The organism is Bradyrhizobium septentrionale (assembly GCF_011516645.4).
In the GTDB taxonomy this organism is placed as follows: domain Bacteria; phylum Pseudomonadota; class Alphaproteobacteria; order Rhizobiales; family Xanthobacteraceae; genus Bradyrhizobium; species Bradyrhizobium septentrionale.
Genome location: NZ_CP088285.1, coordinates 9,439,317 through 9,460,165, shown reverse-complemented (window position 1 = coordinate 9,460,165; position 20,849 = coordinate 9,439,317). Strand labels below are relative to the sequence as shown.

Below are 20,849 nucleotides of genomic sequence, written 5' to 3'. Positions count from 1 at the left end.
TTGATGCGTTTCCTGCACGCGAACCGGTCCTCAACTCCGCGCCACAACGCGCCAAAACCTCAGAGCCAGCGCTTGCGCCGCTTGAAGCTCTTCAGGTTCTTAAAACTCTTGCGCTGGTCGCCGGCGCCGCCGAGGTAGAATTCCTTGACGTCTTCGTTGTCGCGCAGCTCGTCGGCGGAGCCGTCGAGCACCACCTTGCCCTGTTCCATGATGTAGCCGTGGCTCGCGACCGAGAGCGCGGCGCGCGCGTTCTGCTCGACCAAGAGGATCGTGACACCGAGATCGCGGTTGATCTCCTTGATGATCGCGAACACTTCCTTGACGAGCAGGGGTGACAGCCCCATCGAGGGTTCATCCATCAGGATCATCTTCGGGCGCGCCATCAGCGCACGGCCGATCGCAAGCATCTGCTGCTCGCCGCCGGAGAGATAGCCGGCAAGGCCGGTGCGCTCCTTCAGGCGCGGGAAATATTTGAACACCATGTCGATGTCGGCCGAGACCTCGCCGTCGCGGCGGGTGAAGGCGCCGAGCCGCAGATTTTCCAGCGACGTCATGTCGGCGACGATGCGGCGGCCCTCCATCACCTGGAAGATGCCGCGGCGGACAATCTTGTCCGGGTCGATGCCGTTGATGCGCTGGCCCTCGAACAGGATCTCGCCGCGCGTGACTTCGCCGTCCTCGGTCTTGAGCAGGCCGGAGATCGCCTTCAGCGTGGTCGACTTGCCGGCACCATTGGCGCCGAGCAGCGCCACGATCGCACCCTTCGGCACCTCGAGGCTGAGGCCGCGCAGCACCAGGATGACGTCGTCATAGACGACCTCGATGTTATTGACGCTGAGCAGCGGCGGCGGCGGCACTGCCGTCGGCCCGGGGCGGGTAGCTTCGAGGGTTTCGTTCATGGTCTCGATCACTTTCCACTGTCGTCACCCGCGAACGCGGGTGACCCAGTATTCCAGAGACGCCGGCGATCAAAACGTGAGAGCGCGGCGATCTGGATCCCCCGCTTTCGCGGGGGATGACGATTGTTGTTGAGGCTGCGCTAATGGCAGCCTCACGACTTCACCAGCCAAACCATTCCGGCTTGCGCGGCAGTTCGACGGTCTTCACCTTCTCGAGCTTGATCGTGCCCTTGCCCATCAGGTCGTTGATGTCGCCATCGGTCGCGCCCGACACCTTCGAGCGATACAGATCGACCTTCGTCGTCGGCCGGTGATCCTTCTCGGTCCAGGTCGACGGGTTGCAGACGCCCTCCATGCCGGCCGGCACCCAGTCCTTCTTCTGGTAGAAGCCCTTGGCGACGTTCTCGCCGGTGGCGCCGCCATTCTTGGCAGCCCAGTCGAGCGCTTCCTTCAGATAGAGCGCGCTGCACACCGCCGCGATGTAGTGCACGGGCCGATAGACCTTGCCCGACGGATCGGACATCTTCGAAATCTCCATCACCGTCTTCATGCCGGGCGCGTTGCCGCCCCAGCTCACCGCGGTGCGGAGCGGGAAGATCACGCCGTCGGCGGCATCGCCGGCGGTCTTGGCGGCGTTCTCGTCCATGCCCCAGACATTGCCCATGAACTGGACGTCGACGCCGGCGGTCTTGCAGGCCTTCAACACGGAGATGTTGGAGGCGGCCGTATTGCCGAGATAGGCGTAATTGGCGCCGGAGCTCTTCAGGCTCAGGCACTGTGCCGAGTAGTCGCCGGGCGACAGTGCGAACACCAGCGGCGGCAGCACCTCGAAGCCGAGTTCGGTGGCGAGCGCTTCGCCGGCCGCCTTCGGCGCGTTCGGGTAGGGATGGTTGGCGCCCATGTGGACGAACTTCGGCTTGCCGGACTTGCCCTTGGCCTTCCAGTCCTCCGCGGCCCAGGTCAGCATCGCGCGCATCGAGTCCGAATAGCTCGGACCGTAGAAGAAATTGTACGGTGCGGGCTTGGCCTTGCCGCTGGTGCCTTCCGGATCGGTCAGTGCGGCCGCGTAGGAGCCGGAGATGTCGGGGATCTTGTCCTGCGCGAGGAAGCCGGTCAGCGCCTCGGTATCCGCGGTGCCCCAGCCCATGATCGCCGCGACCTTGCCGTCGGGCGCCGACCACTTCTTGTACAGCGCGATAGCGCGCGGCACCTGGTAGCCATAGTCGTTGCTGTCGACATTGAGCTGCTTGCCGCCGACGCCGCCGTTCTTGTTGACCCAGGCGAAGGTATCGGCGACGCCCTGGCCGTAGGGCGTGCCCACGTCGGAGGTGCCGCCGGAGAGGTCCTGCAGATGGCCGATGGCGATCTGGGCCTGGGCGGTGGCGGCAGCGCTGCTGATCAGCAGCGCAAGGGAGACCGAGCTCAAAAGGGATCTAATCGTCATTTTGGTTTCCTCCTGCTTATTCGTTGAACCGAATTTTGAGTTGCGTTCCGTGCCTTGCGTCAGTGCGAGAACGGATAAAGCTTCCAGTAGGCCTTGATCTGCCGCCAGCGATGCGCGAGCCCGTCCGGCTCGAACATCAAAAAGCCGATGATGATCAGGCCGATCGCGATCTCGCGCAGGAAGGTGATGTTGTTGTTGAGCTGCAGCGCCTTGTCGATGGCGCCGCCCTTCAGCCACGCGCTCAGCCATTCCATCGATTCCGGCAGCAGCACCACGAAGGCCGTGCCCATCAGCGTGCCCATCACCGAGCCGGTGCCGCCGATGATGACCATGGCGAGGAACAGCACCGAGCGTTCGATGCCAAAACCTTCCTGGGAGACCACCAGCTGATAATGCGCGTAGAGCGCGCCGGCGATGCCGGCAAAGAAGGCGGCAAGCCCGAACGACAACGTCCGGTACTTGGTCAGGTTGATGCCCATGATCTCGGCGGAGAGATAGTGGTCGCGGATCGCGACCAGCGCGCGGCCGTCGCGCGTGCGCATCAGATTGGTGACCAGCAGATAGCTGATCACCATGTAGGTGAGCACGACGTAGAAATACTGCCGGTCACCGCGCAGGGTGTAGCCGAAGATCGAGAACGGGTTGGCGCTGGCCGGCACCGAGCCGCCGGAGAACCAGTCGGCCCGCGAGAAGAAATCGAGCAGGATGTATTGCGCGGCAAGCGTTGCGATGACGAGATAGAGACCCTTGAGCCGCGCCGCCGGCACGCCGAAGATCAGGCCGACCAGCGCCGTGACCACGCCGGCGAGCGGGATGGCGAAGAACACCGGGATCGGCAGATTGTTGGAGATGTAGGCCGAGGTGAAGGCGCCGAACAGGAAGAACGCGGCGTGGCCGATCGAGATCTGGCCGGTGAAGCCGACCAGGACGTTGAGGCCGAGGGCTGCGATCGCGAAGATGCCGATCTGGATCGAGACGCTGAGCCAGTAATTGGTCAGCACCATCGGTGCAAAGCAGGCGAGCAGGATGCCGGCGATCGCGAAGTTGCGGCTGGTTGCGGTCGGGAAGATCGTGGTGTCTGCCGCGTAGCTGGTGCGGAAATCGCCCGACGGAATCAGGGTGCTTGTTGCCATGGATCAGACCCGCTCGATGTCCTTGGTGCCGAACAGCCCGTAGGGCTTGATCATCAGGATGATGATCAGGACGTAGAACGGCGCGATTTCGTAGAGATTGCCCCAGTGCAGATACTCGCTGTCGACATACTGGGCGACGTTTTCCAGGAGCCCGATGATGATGCCGCCCAGCACGGCGCCGCCGACCGAGTCGAGTCCGCCCAGGATCGCGGCGGGAAACACCTTGATGCCGTAGGCGGAGAGGCCGGACGACACGCCGTTCACGACCGCAACCACGACCCCGGCAACCGCCGAGACCGTAGCCGAAATCGCCCACGCCATCGCGAACACGTTCTTCACGGAGATGCCGAGCGACTGCGCGACCTGCTGGTTGAAGGCGGTGGCGCGCATGGCCAGGCCGTATTTGGAGGCGCGGAAGAACCAGGCCATGCCGACCATCATGGCGAGCGAGACCACGAGGCTCATGAGATAGACGGTCTGGATCTGCAGCCCGAACAGGCTGACCGACTGGCTCTCGAACACCCGCGGGAACGGTTGCGGGTTGACGCCGAAGATCCACTTCAGCGCGGCCTGGAACACGGTCGAGAGGCCGATCGTCACCATGATCACGGAGATGATCGGTTCGCCGATCATCGGCCGCAGGATCACGATCTGGATCGCGATGCCGAAGATGAACATGAACACCAGCGTGATCGGCATCCCGACCCAGAACGGCACCTGGTACCTGGTCAACAGCGCCCAGCACACCCAGGCGCCGACCAGCAGCAATTCGCCCTGCGCGAAGTTCACGACCTGCGTTGCCTTGTAGATCAGCACGAACGACATCGCGACCACGCCATAGAGCGTGCCGACCACGAGGCCGTTGACGATCAGCTGGATCAGGAACTGGGTGTTCATGGGGTTTTGCCAGGTTTGCTGTTCGTCATCGTCGGGCTTGACCCGGCGATCCATCGCGAAGGAGGGCTCTTGCGAAGGGGATGGATGCGCGGGTCAAGCCCGCGCATGACGACCGAATATTCGACCATCAACGCCATCATTCCGCGGCCTCCGCGGTCACGGCGCGGCCGAGATCGACGACCTCGAGCGTGGTGCGCACGCGCTGCGTGGTGCCGTCCTGGAAGCGGATCACGGTGTCGACCGGGATTTTGGCCATGCCGCGGTAGATCGCATCGATGATGTCGGCGTATTTCTCGTTGATGACGCCGCGGCGGACTTTTCGGGTGCGGGTCAGCTCGCCGTCGTCGGCATCGAGTTCCTTGTAGAGCAAGAGGAAGCGCGAGATGCGCTGCGCCGGCGGCAGAGTGGCGTTGACCGTCTCGACCTCTTTCTTCAGCAGCGCATAGACCTCCGGACGCGACGACAGGTCGGTATAGGTCGTGAACGAGAGCCGGTTCTTCTCCGCCCATTTCGAGATGATCGAGTAGCGGATGCAGATCATCGCGGCGAGCGCGTCGCGGCCGGCGCCCAACACGACGGCCTCGGCGACATAGGGCGAGAATTTCAGCTTGTTCTCGATGTATTGCGGCGAGAAGCGCTCGCCGCGCGAGGTCTCGGCGAGATCCTTGATGCGGTCGATCACGACGAGCTGCCGGTTGTCGTTGTAGTAGCCGGCATCGCCCGAATGCATCCAGCCGTCCTTGATGTCGGCCACCGACGCTTCCGGGTTCTTGTAGTAGCCGAGGAACATGTTGGGGTGGCGGACCACGATCTCGCCGACGCCGTTGACGTCGGCATTGTCGACCCGGATCTCGATGCTGTCGGCCATCGGAATGCCGGTGGTATCGGGATCGACCTTGCCTTCGGGATGCAGCGTGTAGGCGCCAAGCAGCTCGGTCTGGCCGTAGAGCGTGCGCAGCGGCACGCCCATCGCCTGGAAGAACTTGAAAGTATCCGGCCCGAGTGCTGCGCCGCCGGTCGCCGCCGAGCGCAGCCGCGTGAAGCCGAGCCGGTCGCGCAGAGCGCGGAACAGCAGCTGGTCGGCGAGCACCGAATGCGTGCCCTCGGCGAGCGCGGCAAGCCCGGTTTTCATGCCGAGATCGTAGAGCCGCTGCTTGAACGGCGAGGCGTCCATCACCCCGGCGCGGACGTCGGCCGCGATTGATTCCCAGACCCGTGGCGCGAACAGAACGAAGGTCGGCGCGATCTCGCGGAAGTCGTTCATCATGGTGTCGGGCTCTTCGACGAAGTTGACCTTCATCCGGCAGAGCAGCCCTTTGCCGAGCACGTACACCTGCTCCATGATCCACGGCAGCGGCAGCACCGAGACATACTCGTCGTCCGGCCCCTTCGGGTCGAAGGCGAGATAGGTCGCGCAGTGCCGCAGCACGCGGCCCGCCGCGAGCATTGCGAGCTTCGGGTTCGCCGTCGTGCCTGAGGTCGTGCAGAGGATCGCGACGTCCTCGCCTTTGGTTTCGTCGACCAGCCTGTCGTACAAGGCGGGCTCACGTGCGGCGCGGTCGCGGCCGAGCGCAACCAGCTTGGCTGCCTCCATCAGCCGCGGATCGTCGTATTTCCGCATGCCGCGCGGGTCGGAATAGACGATGTGCTTGAGGTGAGGCGCGCGGTCGGCGAGCGTGAGCAGCTTGTCGACCTGCTCCTCGTCCTCGGCGAACACCAGCTTGGCTTCGCCATAGCTCAGCAGATAGGCGGCTTCCTCGTCGAGCACGTCGCGATAGAGGCCGAGGCTCATCGCGCCGATCGCGTGGCTGGCGATCTCGGCGGCGACCCAGTCCGGCCGGTTGTCTCCGATGATGCCGATCACGTCGCCGCGGCCGAGCCCGAGCTCGACCATGCCGAGCGCGAAATCATGGGTGCGCGTCTGGTAATCGTTCCAGGTGAATTCGCGCCACAGCCCGAGATCCTTCTCGCGCAGCGCGATCTCGTTGCCGTGCTCTTTGGCATTCAGGCGCAGCAGCTTTGGATAGGTGTCGGCCTGCGCGGCGCGTCCGGCATAGTCCATCATGCCGCGCTCTCCCGCACCGCCGGCTTGTCGTCGGGGTCGACCAGCGCCTCGTCCTCTTCGCCGAGATAGGCGCGCTTGACATGGGGATCGGCGAGCACGGCGGCCGGATCGCCCTCGGCGATCTTGCGGCCGAAATCCAGCACCATGACGCGGTGGGAGATGTCCATCACGACGCCCATGTCGTGCTCGATCATCATCACGGTCATGCCGAACTCTTCATTGAGATCGACAATGTAGCGCGCCATGTCCTCCTTCTCTTCGAAGTTCATGCCGGCCATCGGCTCGTCGAGCAGGATCAGTTGCGGCTCGAGCGCCATCGCGCGGGCGAGCTCGACGCGCTTGCGCAGGCCGTAGGGCAGGGTGCCGGCGGTCGCCTTGCGCACCGACTGCAGGTCGAGGAAGTCGATGATCTCCTCGACCTTGCGGCGGTGCTCCAGCTCCTCGCGGCGCGCGCCGGTCAGCCAGTACAGCGATCCCGTGATGAAGTTGTTCTTCAAGAGGTGATGGCGGCCGACCATGATGTTGTCGAGCACGCTCATGTGGTGGAACAGCGCGAGGTTCTGGAAGGTCCGGCCGATGCCGAGGCGGGGCCGCGCGTTCGGGGTGAGGCCGGTGATATCCTTGCCGCCATAAAAGAGCTGGCCTTCGGTCGGCCTATAACGGCCGGAAATGCAGTTAACGATCGAGGTCTTGCCGGCGCCGTTCGGGCCGATGATCGAGAACAGCTCGCCCTGATTCACGCCGAAGCTCACTTCGGTCAGCGCGCGGACGCCGCCAAAGCGCAATGAGACTCCGCGCACCTCGAGACTGTAAGCCACCCTGTTCCCTCCAGATACAGGCGCTTTGGCGCGCTCTTTATCTTCGTTTCGATCTTCGCCTGAATCTTGGCTTCGATCTTATATGGGCCGCCGAAGGGAGACCATCCGACTAATGATGCCGGCGTTCGGGAGCATCGCTCGCCCCGATCGCCTGCATCATGCGCGGTAACGCCGCACCCGCCTGCAAGCCCGGTCTCGCGTCATCCGCCGTCAGCGATCCACCAAGGTGCTGCGCGGCATTACGCGAGGTGGCTCTGAATACGAGAAAGCGATAGGTTGAATTGTCATGTGCCCGACATTTGATCAGGAATTTTCGCTGGCATTCCAGGCGTCGGGCTGCTGGCTTCGCGCACGGTGTTGCTGCAGTGCAATATCGTGTCAGTATCTTTGGGGTGGGATGCCGTCGCTAGAATGATTGCTGCTGATTATTTAAGGCGCATCGCGGCCTGGTCGCGCGAACTGAGCGAGCAAGAAATCGAAATCGCGCGCGCCGGCATTTCCGAGAAGTCCTACCGCGCCAACGAATTCATCTTCATGCGCGGCGACAATTTCCAGTACTGGACCGGCATCGTCAGCGGGCTCGCGCGCATGGGCATCGTGTCGCGCGGCGGCAAGGCGGCGAGTTTCGCGGGCCTCACCGCCGGCGCGTGGTTCGGCGAGGGGACCGTGCTCAAGAACGAGCCGCGGCGCTACGACGTGGTCGCGCTGCGCGACACAAGGCTGGCGATGATGGATCGCCGGACCTTCGTCTGGCTGTTCGAGAACAGCGTCGGGTTCAACCGTTTCCTGGTGGGATCGCTCAACGAACGGCTCGGCCAGTTCATCGCGCTGCTCGAATACGGCCGCACGCTGGATGCGACGGCGCGGCTGGCGCGCTCGATCGCCTCGCTGTTCAATCCGATCCTCTACCCCGACCTCACTCTGCACCTGGAGATCACCCAGGAGGAGATCGGGGCGCTGTCGGGAATCTCGCGGCAGAATGCCAACCAGTGCCTGAAGCGGCTCGAGCGCGAGGGGCTGCTGCGGCTCGAATATGGCGGGGTGACCATCATCAACCTCGACCGGCTCCGCCACTACGGCGAGTGACGGGGCAGGGTAGTGTTGAGCCACTTTCTGAGGTTCTAAAGTCCTGATTTCACACGATTAAGCCATTAGACTTGGCGAAGGCCGGATGCTACAGACCGGCCTCGTCGGGATCGCGCGGTCTCGCGCTCTCTGGAGATGACATGGCGGCACAGGACTCAAAGCGGCGCGTCGCGCTGATCACCGGCGTGACCGGGCAGGACGGCGCGTATCTCGCCGAATATCTGCTTGGCCTCGGCTATACCGTGCATGGAATCAAGCGCCGGTCGTCCTCGTTCAACACCGCGCGCGTCGACCATCTCTACCAGGATCCGCATGCCGGCAATGTGCCGTTCCTGATGCACTACGGCGACATGACGGATTCGACCAATCTGATTCGGCTGATGCAGCAGATCCGGCCGACCGAGATCTACAACCTCGCCGCCCAGAGCCACGTCCAGGTCAGCTTCGAGAGCCCGGAATATACAGCGAACGCGGACGCCATCGGCGTGCTGCGCCTGCTGGAAGCGATCCGCATCCTTGGCATGGAAAAGGAGACGCGGTTCTATCAGGCCTCGACTTCGGAGCTCTACGGGCTCGTGCAGGAGGTGCCGCAGAAGGAGACCACGCCATTCTATCCCCGCTCGCCCTATGGCGTCGCCAAGCTCTACGGCTACTGGATCACGGTGAACTACCGTGAGGCCTATGGCATGTTCGCCAGCAATGGCATCCTGTTCAACCATGAGAGCCCGATCCGCGGCGAGACCTTCGTGACGCGCAAGATCACGCGCGCCGTCGCCCGCATCGAGGTCGGCCTCGAGAGCAAGCTCTATCTCGGCAATCTCGATGCCAAGCGCGACTGGGGCCATGCCCGCGACTATGTCGAGGGCATGCACAAAATCCTGCAGGCCGACCAGCCTGATGATTTCGTGCTCGCGACCGGCGAGACGCGGTCGGTCCGCGAGTTCGTCGAACTGGCGTTTGCGGAGGTCGGCCGCGGCATCGAATGGCGCGGCAAGGGCGTCGACGAGGTCGGCGTCGACAAGGCGTCCGGCAAGACCCTGGTGCAGATCGACCCGACCTATTTCCGCCCGACCGAGGTCGATCTCCTGATCGGCGACGCCAGCAAGGCGCGCGCCAAGCTCGGCTGGGCGCCGAAGACTCCGTTCGCGCAACTGGTGAAGGAGATGGTCGCCAGCGATCTTGCGGAAGCCAGGCAGGACGCGGGCAATGGCAAGCACGTTTGAACTGAAGGGCAAGACGGTTTTCGTCGCCGGCCATCGCGGCATGGTCGGCTCGGCGCTGATACGCCGGCTGGCGCGCGAACAGGCCGATCTGCTGACGGTGTCGCGCAGCGAGGTCGATTTGCGCGACCAGGCCGCGGTGAACGCCTGGTTTGCCGCGAAGCGTCCGCAGGCCGTGTTCCTCGCCGCCGCCAAGGTCGGCGGCATCGTCGCCAACAACACGCTGCGGGCCGAATTCCTCTACGACAATCTCGCGATCTCGACCAATGTGATCCAGGCCGCCCATGCCAATGGATGCGAGAAGCTGATGTTCTTCGGCTCGTCCTGCATCTATCCGCGCTTGGCGCCGCAGCCGCTGCGCGAGGATTCGATGCTGACCGGCCCGCTGGAGCCGACCAACGAGCCCTATGCCATCGCCAAGATCGCCGGCATCAAGATGGCCGAGGCCTATCGCAGCCAGTATGGCTCAGATTTCATCAGCGTGATGCCGACCAATCTCTACGGTCCCGGCGACAATTATCATCCCGAATACAGCCACGTCGTCGCCGCGCTGATCCGCCGCTTCCACGAGGCCAAGGTCTCTGGCGCCAGCAATGTCGTGGTGTGGGGCACCGGCACGCCGCGCCGCGAATTCCTCTATGTCGACGATCTCGCCGACGCCTGCATCCATCTGATGAAGACCTATTCGTCGCCGGACCTGGTCAATATCGGCACCGGCGAGGACATCACCATCGCCGAATTCGCCCGCGTGGTCGCCGCCGCCGTCGGCTATCGCGGCGAGATCGGCTTCGACACCTCGCGCCCGGACGGCACGCCGCGCAAGCTGCTCGACGTCAGCCGTCTGGCCAGGCTCGGCTGGCGCGCCACCACCTCGCTCGAGGATGGCATCAAGCTCGCCTATCAGGCCTATCTGAACGAGACGAAGTGACGCGGTGAACCTCCCGCCCTCCGACTGAGAATATCTGTCGGCTTGGCGACGCCGCGCGATAGGATGCGCATACCCAAGCGGCCGCAAGAGCCGCCAGTGCGTCGGAGGAGGCCTCATGAAAGTTCTACGCCGCCAATTCCTGCAACTTGCAGCCGGTGCGGCTGCGCTTCCGCTCACATGTGGCAGCGCGCGTGCCGAGGCTTATCCGGCGCGGCCGGTTCGCCTCGTGATCGGCTACACCCCCGGCGGTTCGGCAGACCTCACCGCGCGCCTGATGGGGCAGTGGCTGTCGGAAAAGCTCGGGCAATCCTTCATTATCGAGAACCGGCCGGGCGGCGGCACCAACATCGCCACGGAGGCGGCGCTGCGCGCAGCACCCGACGGCTACACGCTGCTGCTGGTCGCGCCGGCAAATGCGATCAACGCGACGCTCTACGAGAAGCTGCCCTTCGACTTCATGCGCGAGACGGAGCCGATCGCGGGCATCATCCGCTTTCCTAACGTTGTGGTCGTGCACCCCTCACTGCCGATCAAGTCGATTCCCGAATTGATCGCCTATGCAAAGGCCAATCCCGGCAAGCTCAACATGGCGTCGTCAGGCAACGGTTCGACGATCCACATGTCGGGCGAACTGTTCAAGATGCTCACCGGCATCAAGATGCAGCACGTGCCCTACCGGGGCGGCGCGCCGGCGATCACCGACATGCTGTCCGGCGTGATGCAGGTGATGTTCGACAATCTTCCGACCTGTGCCGAGCACGTCAAATCCGGCAAGCTGCGTGGACTTGCCGTCACCAGCACGACCCGTTCGGACGTGCTTCCGGACCTGCCGCCGGTCGCCGACTTCCTGCCGGGCTACGAGGCGAGCGCCTGGTACGGCCTCGCAGCGCCGAAGAACACGCCGCCTGAAATCGTCGGCAAGCTCAACAAGGCCGTCAATGAAATCCTCGCCGATCCCAAGGCGAAGGCGCGATTCACCGAGCTCGGCGCGATGATGCTGCCGGGCTCGGCTGCCGACTTCGGCAGACTGGTGGCGGACGAGACCGAGAAATGGGGCAAGGTGGTCAAGTTCGCCGGCGCCAAGGTGGACTAGCTTCGCGCCGTCGCGCGCGGCGGATTTTTTGAAAGCGCTGCCGCCATCGCCGAGATCAACGGCCGCATGAAGAAGGCATCTTCGGCCGGGTAGATGTCGGTGCGCAGGCCGTGGGACTTGAGTTCGTCCGATACCGCCGGTCCGACTGAAGCAATCGGCGTACGCGCGAGCCCCTCGCGTAACCTGTCCTCGCAACCGCGCGCCCGTGCCACCTCGATGAGGCGGCGGACCTGGCCGAGATTGGTCAGCGCGATCGCATCGATGCGGCCCTGCGCCATCTCCTCGATCGCGGTGACGATGTTGGCGTCGGCGGCTTGCGCGTCATAGACATAGGGCAGCACCGTATCGACCTCGGCGCCACGTGCCTTGATCGCGCCGATCAGGGTGGCGTGGTCCTTGTCCGGATAGAGCTGGAGACCGAGGCGGCGGCCGCTCAGGTCGAGCTTCGCCAGCATCTCGGCGACGCCTTCCGAGGTCGGCTTATCTGTCGTCATTTGCGGCTCCAGGGCGATCTCGCGCAGCGCGCGGCCGGGCTTGGGGCCGCGGGCGAATTTGCGCGTTTTGCCGAGGCTGGTGATAAACTCCGCCTCGACCCCGAGACGGCGCACGACCTTCATCAGGCGGCGCAGCCCTTCACCGGTCATCAGCACGAGGTCGTCGAGCGGCCGTTCGATGGCGCGGCGAATCCAGGCCTCGATCGGCGCCGGGTCAGGCGCATCATGGATGGTGAACATCGGGCATTGCAGCACGTCGGCGCCCTGTTCGGCGAGCAGGCGGGAAAACTGCGCCTCCTCGCGGGTCTCGAGGATCAGGATGCGGTAGCCGTTCAGCCGGTCAGCCATGATGGTCCCTAACAAACATTGTCGTCATTTGTTCGATTTGACCCCCGCGCCGGGATTGGCGCAAGGCCGCCTGCGGTGTAGACGAGGGCCGAAAATTCCACATACCTGCTCAAGCTTTGGTCAATTGGCATGCCCGCCCATCAATTCGTTCTGACCCTGTCCTGTCCGGACCGCCCGGGGATCGTCTCGGCGGTCTCGACCTTCCTCGCGCATAACGGGCAGAACATCCTGGATGCCCAGCAGTTCGACGATATCGAGACCGGCAAGTTCTTCATGCGCGTGGTGTTCACCGCGGCCGACCTCGCTGTGGAGCTGGCAGCGCTGCAGACCGGCTTTGCCGCGATCGCCGAACGTTTCGCCATGGAATGGCAGATGCGCGATCGCGCCAGCCGCCAGCGGGTGATGCTGCTGGTGTCCAAGTCCGATCATTGCCTGGTCGACATCCTCTATCGCTGGCGCACCGGCGAATTGGAGATGATCCCGACCGCGATCGTTTCCAACCATCCGCGCGAGAGCTATGGTTCGCTCGATTTCGGCGAGATCCCGTTCCATCACCTGCCGGTGACGAAAGAGACCAAGCGGCAGCAGGAAGACGCGGTGTGGCAGCTCGCCCAGGACACCAACACCGATCTCGTGGTGCTGGCCCGCTACATGCAGATCCTGTCGGACGAAATGTCGGCGCGGCTGTCGGGCCGCTGCATCAACATCCATCATTCCTTCCTGCCCGGCTTCAAGGGCGCCAAGCCCTACCACCAGGCGCATGAGCGCGGCGTCAAGCTGATCGGCGCCACCGCGCATTACGTCACCAGCGATCTCGACGAGGGGCCGATCATCGACCAGGACGTCGAGCGCATCAGCCATCGCGACACGCCGGAGGATCTGGTGCGCAAGGGCCGCGACATCGAGCGCCGCGTGCTGGCGCGCGCGATCCGTTACCATCTCGCCGACCGCGTTATCCTCAACGGCCGCAAGACCGTGGTGTTCGTGGACTGATCCGCGGTTCACTTGGTTGTCGCGCTTTGACGGCTATGGTGTCGCCTTGCATCGAGGTGCTGCATGAAACTCATCCACATGAGCGACATCCATCTGACGACGCCGGGCAGGACGATTTTTGGTCGCGATCCCCTGCACAATTTCGAGCGCGCGCTCGATCACGTGCTTGCCGATCACCGCGACGCCGAAATCATGGTGATCTCGGGCGATCTGTCCGATCGGGGCGATCTTGCGGACTATCAGTTGCTGCGCGAACACCTGAGCCGGTTTCCGATCCCGGTGCGGCTCTGCATCGGCAATCACGACCGTCGCGAGACGTTTCTCGGCGTGTTTCCCGAATGCGCCGACGCGGACGGGTTCGCGCAGGGCGTTCACGATGCCTCGTTCGGGCGTTGCCTGCTGCTGGACACCTACGAGCCACAGACCGCCGCCGGCAGCTTTTGCCCGACGCGGCAGGCCTGGCTGGAGCGCCAGCTGTCGGAGCATGACGGTCCGTTTTTCCTGTTCATGCATCACAATCCGTTCCCGACGCATATCGCCCCGGTGGACCGGATCGGCCTGCTCGATGATGCCGCGTTCCGCTCGATCGTCGCCAAGCACCGGAGCAAGATCCGGCACATCTTCTTTGGTCACTGCCACATGGTGCTGAGTGGGTCGGTTGCCGGCGTCCCCACGACCTCGCTGCGTGGGACGAACCACGCGAGCTATCCCGTGTTCGCGGAAGTGCTGACCGTCGCCGATCTGCCGGAGTCCTACGGCGTGGCCTTCATTGGCGATGACTACGTCACAATGCACATGGTGGAGTTCGGCTATCGCGGCGACCTCCTCAGCGAGGATTCGCTCGACTAGGAAGCTCCATTGCCCGGCCGGAGGCTCAGTGGGGCGCGTCCTGCGTCGCCGGCTTGGCGTCGTCGCCGCGCTCGGCCGCGGGGATCTGGCGCTTGCGTTCCCGCTCCTGCATGAACTTGTCGTATTCGGGGGTGCCCTGCCGCGGCGGCGCGTCCGCGGGCAGGCCGCCGGCCCAGGCCGGAATGTAGTCGGCCATGCCGGAGGAGAGCTTTTGGTTCACGGTGCTGCATCCCCCGAGCGCGCAGGCCGCGAGCGCGAGGGCAATCAGGACAGGGATGTGGCGCGTGACGATCGGCATGGGAGGCAGCATACAACCCTGGTCTTTATGGATGATGGACGTCGGGCGCGACCGTTCGGCTGCAATTGTGCTTGTTTGTTGACATCGCCGCTTTGTTTGTACGATCGTACAAATGAATCAAGCCGGCGAGCCCTTGTGTGTGTGCGAGACCGGTTCTCGCCGGGCATTGAATTTCGGGGAGCGGCCTTGGTATCCTGATACTAGTTTCGGCCGCGAGCCTGATCGCACCCCCGCGCAACACACGTCGATCGTCCGATTGACAGAGGGTACGGGGAGACGCCTTGTCGCGTTGCGCCTTGGCCGTGACATGCTTGGGTTAAGGTAGGGCAAGAGCCGGGGGACTCGGCTCGACGCAGAAGAATGGAAGGGGGAGGGACGTCGATGTTCAATCGTCGCAAATTGTTGCTGTGGGGCGCCGCTTCGGCCGTGCTTCCGGGATTGTGCGCCAGCGTGCCGGCGCGGGCGGACGACGCCGTCAAGATCGGCCTGATCCTGCCGATGACCGGCGGCCAGGCTTCGACCGGCAAGCAGATCGATAACGCCATCAAGCTCTACATGCAGCAGAAGGGCGACACCGTCGCCGGCAAGAAGATCGAGATCATCCTGAAGGACGACGCCGCGGTGCCCGACAACACCAAGCGGCTCGCGCAGGAGCTGATCGTCAACGACAAGGTCAGCTTCATCGCCGGCTTCGGCGTGACGCCCGCGGCGCTTGCCGCGGCGCCGCTGGCGACGCAGGCGAAGATCCCGGAAGTCGTGATGGCGGCCGGCACCTCCATCATCACCGAGCGCTCGCCCTATATCGTGCGCACCAGCTTCACGCTGGCGCAGTCCTCCACCATCATCGGCGACTGGGCGGTCAAGAACGGCATCAAGAAGGTTGCGACGCTGACCTCGGATTACGCGCCGGGCAACGACGCGCTGACCTTCTTCAAGCAGCACTTCACCGCCGGCGGCGGCGAGGTCGTGGAAGAGGTCAAGGTCCCGCTCGCCAATCCTGACTTCGCGCCGTTCCTGCAGCGCATGAAGGACGCCAAGCCCGACGCGATGTTCGTGTTCGTGCCGGCGGGGCAGGGCGGCAATTTCATGAAGCAATATGCCGAGCGCGGGCTCGACAAGAGCGGCATCAAGGTGATCGGCCCCGGCGACGTGATGGACGACGATTTGCTCAACAATATGGGCGATGCCGCGCTCGGCGCGGTGACCGCGCATCTCTATTCGGCGGCGCATCCGTCGGCGATGAACAAGGACTTCGTCGCCGCCTACAAGAAGGCATACGGCAACCGACCTGGCTTCATGGCGGTCAGCGGCTATGACGGCATCCATCTGATCTACGAGGCGCTGAAGAAGACCAATGGTGCGACCGACGGCGACAAGCTGATCGAGGCGATGAAGGGCATGAAGTGGGAGAGCCCGCGCGGCCCGATCTCGATTGATCCGGAAACCCGCGACATCGTGCAGAACATCTATATCCGCAAGGTCGAGAAGGTCGACGGCGAGCTCTACAACGTCGAGTTCGCAACCTTCGAGGCCGTCAAGGATTCCGGCAAGACGAAGAAATAGCGTCGCCAGCGACACCATTCCGCGGCGTGCGCTCCGCCCTCACCACGTCATGCCCGGCCTTGTGCCGGGCATCCATGTCTTTCTTCCCGGCGAGCAGGAAGACGTGGATGGCCGGGACAAGCCCGGCCATGACAATGAGTTGATGTTCGACGTGTAGTTCTGCGCCCTCACGGCTGAGCTGACCCGATGGCCTCTATCCTCACCAACCTGTTCGATGGCGTCGCCTACGGCATGTTGCTGTTCGTGCTCGCCTGCGGGCTGGCGGTGACGCTCGGGCTGATGAACTTCGTCAATCTCGCGCACGGCGCCTTCGCCATGGCCGGCGGCTATATCTGTGCCGTGCTGGTCAACAATTCCGGCTGGCCGTTCTTCGCAGGCCTGCCGCTCGCCTTCGTCGGAAGCGCGGTGATTGGCATCGCGCTGGAGCGCACGCTGTACCGCCATCTCTATGCCCGCAGCCATCTCGACCAGGTGCTGTTCTCGATCGGTCTCGTCTTCATGTCGGTCGCCGCGGTCGACTACATCATGGGATCGTCGCGGGTCTTCATCAAGCTGCCGGCAGCGCTGGAAGGCCAGATCGATCTGTTCGGCGTCGGCATCGGCCGCTACCGGCTGATGATCGTCGTGATTTGCGGCCTGCTCACGCTGGCGCTGCAGCTGATCCTCGCGAAGACGCGGTTCGGCAGCCGGCTGCGCGCCGCGGTCGACGATCCGCGCGCCGCGATCGGGCTCGGTATCAACGTGCCGCAGGTGTTCGCCTTCACCTTCGCCTTCGGCTGCGGTCTCGCCGGCCTCGGCGGCGCGCTGAGCGCGGAGATCCTCGGGCTCGATCCGTACTTCCCGCTGAAATTCATGATCTATTTCCTGATCGTCGTGACCGTTGGCGGCTCCTCCTCGATCACCGGGCCGTTCCTGGCTTCGCTGCTGCTCGGCATCGCCGACGTCGCCGGCAAATATTACGTGCCCAAGGTCGGACCCTTCGTGATCTACACGGTGATGATCGTGATCCTGCTCTGGCGTCCCAACGGCCTGTTCGGCCGCACCGCGGCGCGGTGAGGGTGGCATGACCGCGCTGTCCGACGTCTCCACTCACGCGATGGCCAGCGCGCGCTGGCGGATCAGCGAGGTCGCCTTCTGGGTGCTGACGCTCGCCTGCGCCTTCCTGTTCCCGTCGCGCTATCTGATCATGACCGACATCGTGCGGCTCGGCCTGTTCGCGTTGTCGCTCGACCTGATCCTCGGTTACGCCGGCATCGTCTCGCTCGGCCACGCGGCGTTCTTCGGCGTTGGCGCCTACTCAGCCGGGCTGCTGGCGCTGCATGGCATCGTCAACGAACCCGTCATTGCGCTGGTCGTCGCCGGTCTCGTTGCGGCTGTGCTCGGCTTCCTGACCAGCTTCCTCGTCATCCGCGGCGTCGACCTGACGCGGCTGATGGTGACGCTCGGCATCGCGCTGCTGCTCGAAGCGCTCGCCGAACGCTTCTCCAACATCACCGGCGGCACCGATGGCCTGCAGGGCATCGAGATGCAGCCGATCCTCGGGCTGTTCAGCTTCGACATGTTCGGCAAGACCGGGTTCTTCTACTCGCTGATCGTGCTGTTCATCCTGTTCCTGTTTGCCCGCCGCGTGGTGTATTCGCCGTTCGGCCTGTCGCTGCGCGCGATCCGGAACAATCCGCTGCGTGCCGCCGCGATCGGCGTGCCGGTCAACCGCCGCCTGATCGGGGTCTACACGCTCGCCGCATTTTATGCCGGGATCGCCGGTGCGCTGTTCACCCAGACCACGGCGCTCGCCTCGCTCGACGTGTTTTCCTTCGAGCGCTCCGCCGACCTGATGCTGGTGCTCGTGATCGGCGGCACCGGCTATCTCTATGGCGGGCTGATCGGCGCCGTCGTGTTCAAGATGCTGCAGGAGCTGTTTCAGACCCTCACCCCGCAATACTGGCTGTTCTGGATCGGCCTCGTGTTGGTCGTCATCGTGCTGGTCGGCCGCGCGCGCATCCACCGCTGGGTGCTGTTCATGCCGAACCTGATCATCCGCCAGCTCGCCGGCCGCAAGGCAGCTGTCGCCGTGCCGGAGAGCGATGCGTCATGACGATCGCGCTGGAAACCCGCAGCCTGGAAAAATCCTTCGGCGGCCTTCGCGTCACCCGCGATCTCTCGCTGCAGGTGATGCAGGGTGCCCGCCACGCGCTGATCGGACCGAACGGTGCAGGCAAAACCACCGTCATCAATCAGCTTACCGGGGTGCTGACGCCGAACAGCGGACGCATCCTGCTCGAAGGTAGCGACATCACCGGCCTCTCCGTGCACAAGCGGGTGCTGCGCGGACTGTCGCGCACCTTCCAGATCAACCAGCTCTATGCCGACCTGAGCCCGCTCGAGACCATCGGGCTTGCGGTCTCGGAACGGATGGGCCGCGGTGGCGACTGGTGGCGGCGGATGGGAACGCGCCACGACGTCAACGCCGAGATCGCCGAGATATTGTCGCGCTTCCATCTGCTCGACGTGATGACCGAGTTCACCTCGACGCTGCCCTATGGCAAGCAACGGCTGCTCGAGATCGCGGTCGCGATCGCCGCGAAGCCGCGGGTCTTGCTGCTCGACGAGCCCGCGGCCGGCGTGCCCGAGAGCGAGCGCCACGATATCCTGGCGGCGGTCGCGGCGCTGCCGCGCGACGTCACCGTGCTCCTGATCGAGCACGACATGGACCTGGTGTTCTCCTTCGCCGACCGCATCTCGGTGCTGGTCAATGGCGGCCTGCTCACCGAGGGCGCGCCCGACGAGGTGGCGCGCGATCCGCAGGTCAGGGCGGTCTATCTCGGCGAGGCGGCCGATGTCTGACCTGCTCTCCATCAAGGGCTTGCGCGCCGGATACGGCGAGGCGGTGGTGCTGCCCGATATGTCGCTTTCGCTTGCCGAGGGCCAAGTGCTCGCGCTGCTCGGCCGCAACGGCACCGGCAAGACCACGCTGATCAATTCGATCGTCGGCATCGTCAGGCGCCTCAGTGGCAGCGTCGCGCTGGCAGGCCACGACATCACCGCGATGCGGCCCGACCAGCGCGCCCGCGCCGGGATCGGCTGGGTGCCGCAGGAGCGCAATATCTTCCGCTCGCTGACGGTGGAAGAGAACATGACCGCGGTGGCGCAGCCCGGGCCGTGGACGGTCGAGCGGGTGTACGAGATGTTTCCGCGGCTGAAAGAGCGGCGCGGCAATTTCGGCAACCAGCTGTCCGGCGGCGAGCAGCAGATGCTGGCGATCGGCCGCGCGCTGACCTTGAATCCGAAGGTGCTGCTGCTCGACGAGCCGACCGAAGGCCTCGCGCCGATCATCGTTGAGGAATTGTTAAAGGCGATCGGAACCATCACGCGCGCCGGCGGCATCTGCTCGATCATCGTCGAGCAGAATGCACAAAAGATTCTCGGGCTCGCCGACCGCGTTGTGATATTGGAACGCGGCATGATCGTGCACGATGCCGCAAGCAGTGCGTTGAAAGCCGATCCCTCCGTCCTCGAGCGCCACCTCGGCGTCTCCGGGGCCAAGGCACATTAGAACGCACATTAGAAACGTTCGGGAGTTGACCATGCAGCGAACCAAGCCTCCGTTCCGCGCCGACGAGGTCGGCAGCCTGTTGCGGCCGCCGAAGATCAAGGAAGCCCGCGCCAGATTGGAGAAGGGCGAGATTTCGGCCGAGGAGCTGCGCAAGGTCGAGGACATGGAAATCGAGAAGGTCGTGCACAAGCAGGCTTCGGTGGGCCTGAAGCTTGCGACCGACGGAGAGTTCCGCCGCTCGTGGTGGCACTTCGATTTCCTCAGCCACCTGACCGGTTGCGAGCTGTTCCATCCCGACATGGGCATCCAGTTCGCGGGCGTGCAGACCCGGCACGACGCCATCAGGGTGATGGGCAAGCTCGACTTCTCCGATCATCACCCGATGCTCGATCACTTCAGGTTCCTGAAGAAGTACGCCGACCAGGCGCATGTCACGCCGAAGATGACGATCCCGTCGCCGGCGGTGCTGCATTTCCGAGGCGGCCGCAAGCTGATCTCGAAGGAGGTCTATCCGGACCTCGAGGAATTCTATCAGGACCTCGGCAAGACCTATCGCAAGGCGGTGAAAGCGTTCTACGACGCCGGCTGCCGTTACCTGCAATTCGACGACACGGTGTGGGCCTATCTGTGCTCGCAGGAGGAACTGCAGAAGTCGCGCGACCGCGGCGACAATCCCGACGGCCTGCAGGAGATCTACGCCCGCGTCATCAATTACGCGATCGCCGATCGTCCGTCCGACATGGTGATCACCACGCATGTCTGCCGCGGCAATTTCCGTTCGACCTGGATCTCCTCGGGCGGCTACGAGCCGGTCGCCGAGACCATGCTCGCCGGCACCAATTACGACGGCTATTTCCTCGAATACGATTCCGACCGTGCCGGCGGCTTCGAGCCGCTGCGCTTCCTGCCCAAGGGCAACAAGGTCGTGGTGGTCGGCGTCATCACCTCCAAGTTCGGCGAGCTCGAGAAGAAGGACGACATCAAGCGGCGGCTGGAGGAGGCATCGAAGTTTGCCCCGATCGAGCAGCTCGCGCTGTCGCCGCAATGCGGCTTCGCCTCGACCGAGGAGGGCAACATCCTCTCCGAGGAGGAGCAGTGGGCCAAGCTGCGGCTCGCGGTCGAGGTCGCCAACGAGGTGTGGGGCAAATGACGCGTTAGCGATCACTCG

Annotated in this window: 20 protein-coding genes; 12 read left to right on the top strand and 8 right to left on the bottom strand. The window is 64.2% G+C overall.

Annotation, left to right across the window (positions count from 1 at the left end):
* Positions 1–59: 59 nt before the first annotated feature.
* From HAP48_RS47500 to HAP48_RS47475, 6 genes are all read right to left on the bottom strand, one after another.
* Positions 60–899: an ABC transporter ATP-binding protein gene (locus tag HAP48_RS47500; protein WP_029084718.1), complete on the bottom strand. Its 840-nt coding sequence runs from the start codon at positions 897–899 to the stop codon at positions 60–62.
* A gap of 160 nt (positions 900–1,059) precedes the next feature.
* Positions 1,060–2,343 (bottom strand): ABC transporter substrate-binding protein, encoded by a 1,284-nt coding sequence (locus HAP48_RS47495; RefSeq protein WP_029084717.1) that lies wholly within the window; start codon positions 2,341–2,343, stop codon positions 1,060–1,062.
* Between the two features lie 59 nt (positions 2,344–2,402).
* On the bottom strand, positions 2,403–3,476 hold the full coding sequence (locus HAP48_RS47490; RefSeq protein ID WP_166207576.1) for a branched-chain amino acid ABC transporter permease: 1,074 nt from the start codon (positions 3,474–3,476) through the stop codon (positions 2,403–2,405).
* A 3-nt stretch (positions 3,477–3,479) separates the two neighbouring features.
* Positions 3,480–4,373, bottom strand: coding sequence for a branched-chain amino acid ABC transporter permease (locus tag HAP48_RS47485; protein WP_166207574.1), 894 nt, complete (start codon positions 4,371–4,373; stop codon positions 3,480–3,482).
* 136 nt (positions 4,374–4,509) lie between these two features.
* Positions 4,510–6,438: a long-chain fatty acid--CoA ligase gene (locus tag HAP48_RS47480; protein ID WP_166207571.1), complete on the bottom strand. Its 1,929-nt coding sequence runs from the start codon at positions 6,436–6,438 to the stop codon at positions 4,510–4,512.
* Positions 6,435–7,256, bottom strand: a complete 822-nt coding sequence (locus tag HAP48_RS47475; RefSeq protein WP_166207568.1) for an ABC transporter ATP-binding protein — start codon at positions 7,254–7,256, stop codon at positions 6,435–6,437. Before HAP48_RS47475 ends, HAP48_RS47480 begins: the two co-directional genes overlap by 4 nt.
* 411 nt (positions 7,257–7,667) lie before the next feature.
* Between HAP48_RS47475 and HAP48_RS47470 the strand changes: the two genes are divergently transcribed.
* The 4 genes from HAP48_RS47470 to HAP48_RS47455 all read left to right on the top strand — a co-directional run bounded on the left by HAP48_RS47470 (position 7,668) and on the right by HAP48_RS47455 (position 11,583).
* A complete protein-coding gene (locus HAP48_RS47470; protein ID WP_029084712.1) occupies positions 7,668–8,342 on the top strand; it encodes a Crp/Fnr family transcriptional regulator in 675 nt (224 codons plus the stop codon).
* A 140-nt stretch (positions 8,343–8,482) separates the two neighbouring features.
* Complete coding sequence (gmd, locus tag HAP48_RS47465; RefSeq protein ID WP_166207565.1) at positions 8,483–9,565, top strand: GDP-mannose 4,6-dehydratase; 1,083 nt, start codon at positions 8,483–8,485, stop codon at positions 9,563–9,565.
* Positions 9,549–10,490: a GDP-L-fucose synthase gene (fcl, locus tag HAP48_RS47460; protein ID WP_275949010.1), complete on the top strand. Its 942-nt coding sequence runs from the start codon at positions 9,549–9,551 to the stop codon at positions 10,488–10,490. The genes gmd and fcl overlap by 17 nt, the downstream gene beginning before the upstream one ends.
* A gap of 115 nt (positions 10,491–10,605) precedes the next feature.
* The gene (locus HAP48_RS47455; protein ID WP_166207561.1) at positions 10,606–11,583 is read left to right on the top strand and encodes a Bug family tripartite tricarboxylate transporter substrate binding protein; all 978 of its coding nucleotides are present in this window, start codon (positions 10,606–10,608) and stop codon (positions 11,581–11,583) included.
* Here the strand turns inward: HAP48_RS47455 and HAP48_RS47450 are convergent.
* Positions 11,580–12,425: a uroporphyrinogen-III synthase gene (locus HAP48_RS47450; RefSeq protein ID WP_166207557.1), complete on the bottom strand. Its 846-nt coding sequence runs from the start codon at positions 12,423–12,425 to the stop codon at positions 11,580–11,582. The genes HAP48_RS47455 and HAP48_RS47450 overlap by 4 nt on opposite strands.
* 129 nt (positions 12,426–12,554) lie before the next feature.
* On the opposite strand from HAP48_RS47450, the gene purU reads away from it, so the two are divergent.
* Together purU and HAP48_RS47440 are read left to right on the top strand one after the other, a co-directional pair.
* A complete protein-coding gene (gene purU, locus HAP48_RS47445; protein WP_166207554.1) occupies positions 12,555–13,418 on the top strand; it encodes a formyltetrahydrofolate deformylase in 864 nt (287 codons plus the stop codon).
* Positions 13,419–13,481: 63 nt separating this feature from the next.
* Positions 13,482–14,267, top strand: a complete 786-nt coding sequence (locus HAP48_RS47440) for a phosphodiesterase (protein ID WP_166207551.1) — start codon at positions 13,482–13,484, stop codon at positions 14,265–14,267.
* Positions 14,268–14,292: 25 nt separating this feature from the next.
* Here the strand turns inward: HAP48_RS47440 and HAP48_RS47435 are convergent, their stop codons facing one another.
* Entirely contained in the window at positions 14,293–14,565 is a 273-nt protein-coding gene (locus tag HAP48_RS47435; protein ID WP_166207548.1) for a hypothetical protein, read from the bottom strand.
* A gap of 381 nt (positions 14,566–14,946) precedes the next feature.
* On the opposite strand from HAP48_RS47435, the gene HAP48_RS47430 reads away from it, so the two are divergent.
* The 6 genes from HAP48_RS47430 (at position 14,947) to HAP48_RS47405 (ending at position 20,831) form a co-directional block, all read left to right on the top strand.
* Positions 14,947–16,128 carry an ABC transporter substrate-binding protein gene (locus tag HAP48_RS47430; protein ID WP_166207545.1) on the top strand — a complete coding sequence of 394 codons (1,182 nt, stop codon included), beginning with the start codon at positions 14,947–14,949 and terminating at the stop codon, positions 16,126–16,128.
* A 186-nt stretch (positions 16,129–16,314) separates the two neighbouring features.
* Positions 16,315–17,184, top strand: a complete 870-nt coding sequence (locus HAP48_RS47425) for a branched-chain amino acid ABC transporter permease (RefSeq protein ID WP_166207542.1) — start codon at positions 16,315–16,317, stop codon at positions 17,182–17,184.
* A gap of 7 nt (positions 17,185–17,191) precedes the next feature.
* Positions 17,192–18,223: a branched-chain amino acid ABC transporter permease gene (locus tag HAP48_RS47420; protein WP_166207539.1), complete on the top strand. Its 1,032-nt coding sequence runs from the start codon at positions 17,192–17,194 to the stop codon at positions 18,221–18,223.
* Positions 18,220–18,972 (top strand): ABC transporter ATP-binding protein, encoded by a 753-nt coding sequence (locus tag HAP48_RS47415; protein ID WP_166207536.1) that lies wholly within the window; start codon positions 18,220–18,222, stop codon positions 18,970–18,972. The genes HAP48_RS47420 and HAP48_RS47415 overlap by 4 nt, the downstream gene beginning before the upstream one ends.
* Complete coding sequence (locus HAP48_RS47410) at positions 18,965–19,681, top strand: ABC transporter ATP-binding protein (protein WP_166207533.1); 717 nt, start codon at positions 18,965–18,967, stop codon at positions 19,679–19,681. Before HAP48_RS47415 ends, HAP48_RS47410 begins: the two co-directional genes overlap by 8 nt.
* Positions 19,682–19,712: 31 nt before the next feature.
* Entirely contained in the window at positions 19,713–20,831 is a 1,119-nt protein-coding gene (locus tag HAP48_RS47405) for a cobalamin-independent methionine synthase II family protein (RefSeq protein ID WP_166207530.1), read from the top strand.
* Positions 20,832–20,849: the final 18 nt, after the last annotated feature.

What these genes read in the sequence shown, in the direction of transcription:
- HAP48_RS47500 (WP_029084718.1), bottom strand. Translation starts at nt 899, where the DNA reads ATGAACGAAACCCTCGAAGCTACCCGCCCCGGGCCGACGGCAGTGCCG.
- HAP48_RS47495 (WP_029084717.1), bottom strand. Translation starts at nt 2,343, where the DNA reads ATGACGATTAGATCCCTTTTGAGCTCGGTCTCCCTTGCGCTGCTGATC.
- HAP48_RS47490 (WP_166207576.1), bottom strand. Translation starts at nt 3,476, where the DNA reads ATGGCAACAAGCACCCTGATTCCGTCGGGCGATTTCCGCACCAGCTAC.
- HAP48_RS47485 (WP_166207574.1), bottom strand. Translation starts at nt 4,373, where the DNA reads ATGAACACCCAGTTCCTGATCCAGCTGATCGTCAACGGCCTCGTGGTC.
- HAP48_RS47480 (WP_166207571.1), bottom strand. Translation starts at nt 6,438, where the DNA reads ATGATGGACTATGCCGGACGCGCCGCGCAGGCCGACACCTATCCAAAG.
- HAP48_RS47470 (WP_029084712.1), top strand. Translation starts at nt 7,668, where the DNA reads ATGATTGCTGCTGATTATTTAAGGCGCATCGCGGCCTGGTCGCGCGAA.
- gmd (WP_166207565.1), top strand. Translation starts at nt 8,483, where the DNA reads ATGGCGGCACAGGACTCAAAGCGGCGCGTCGCGCTGATCACCGGCGTG.
- fcl (WP_275949010.1), top strand. Translation starts at nt 9,549, where the DNA reads ATGGCAAGCACGTTTGAACTGAAGGGCAAGACGGTTTTCGTCGCCGGC.
- HAP48_RS47455 (WP_166207561.1), top strand. Translation starts at nt 10,606, where the DNA reads ATGAAAGTTCTACGCCGCCAATTCCTGCAACTTGCAGCCGGTGCGGCT.
- HAP48_RS47450 (WP_166207557.1), bottom strand. Translation starts at nt 12,425, where the DNA reads ATGGCTGACCGGCTGAACGGCTACCGCATCCTGATCCTCGAGACCCGC.
- purU (WP_166207554.1), top strand. Translation starts at nt 12,555, where the DNA reads ATGCCCGCCCATCAATTCGTTCTGACCCTGTCCTGTCCGGACCGCCCG.
- HAP48_RS47440 (WP_166207551.1), top strand. Translation starts at nt 13,482, where the DNA reads ATGAAACTCATCCACATGAGCGACATCCATCTGACGACGCCGGGCAGG.
- HAP48_RS47435 (WP_166207548.1), bottom strand. Translation starts at nt 14,565, where the DNA reads ATGCCGATCGTCACGCGCCACATCCCTGTCCTGATTGCCCTCGCGCTC.
- HAP48_RS47430 (WP_166207545.1), top strand. Translation starts at nt 14,947, where the DNA reads ATGTTCAATCGTCGCAAATTGTTGCTGTGGGGCGCCGCTTCGGCCGTG.
- HAP48_RS47425 (WP_166207542.1), top strand. Translation starts at nt 16,315, where the DNA reads ATGGCCTCTATCCTCACCAACCTGTTCGATGGCGTCGCCTACGGCATG.
- HAP48_RS47420 (WP_166207539.1), top strand. Translation starts at nt 17,192, where the DNA reads ATGACCGCGCTGTCCGACGTCTCCACTCACGCGATGGCCAGCGCGCGC.
- HAP48_RS47415 (WP_166207536.1), top strand. Translation starts at nt 18,220, where the DNA reads ATGACGATCGCGCTGGAAACCCGCAGCCTGGAAAAATCCTTCGGCGGC.
- HAP48_RS47410 (WP_166207533.1), top strand. Translation starts at nt 18,965, where the DNA reads ATGTCTGACCTGCTCTCCATCAAGGGCTTGCGCGCCGGATACGGCGAG.
- HAP48_RS47405 (WP_166207530.1), top strand. Translation starts at nt 19,713, where the DNA reads ATGCAGCGAACCAAGCCTCCGTTCCGCGCCGACGAGGTCGGCAGCCTG.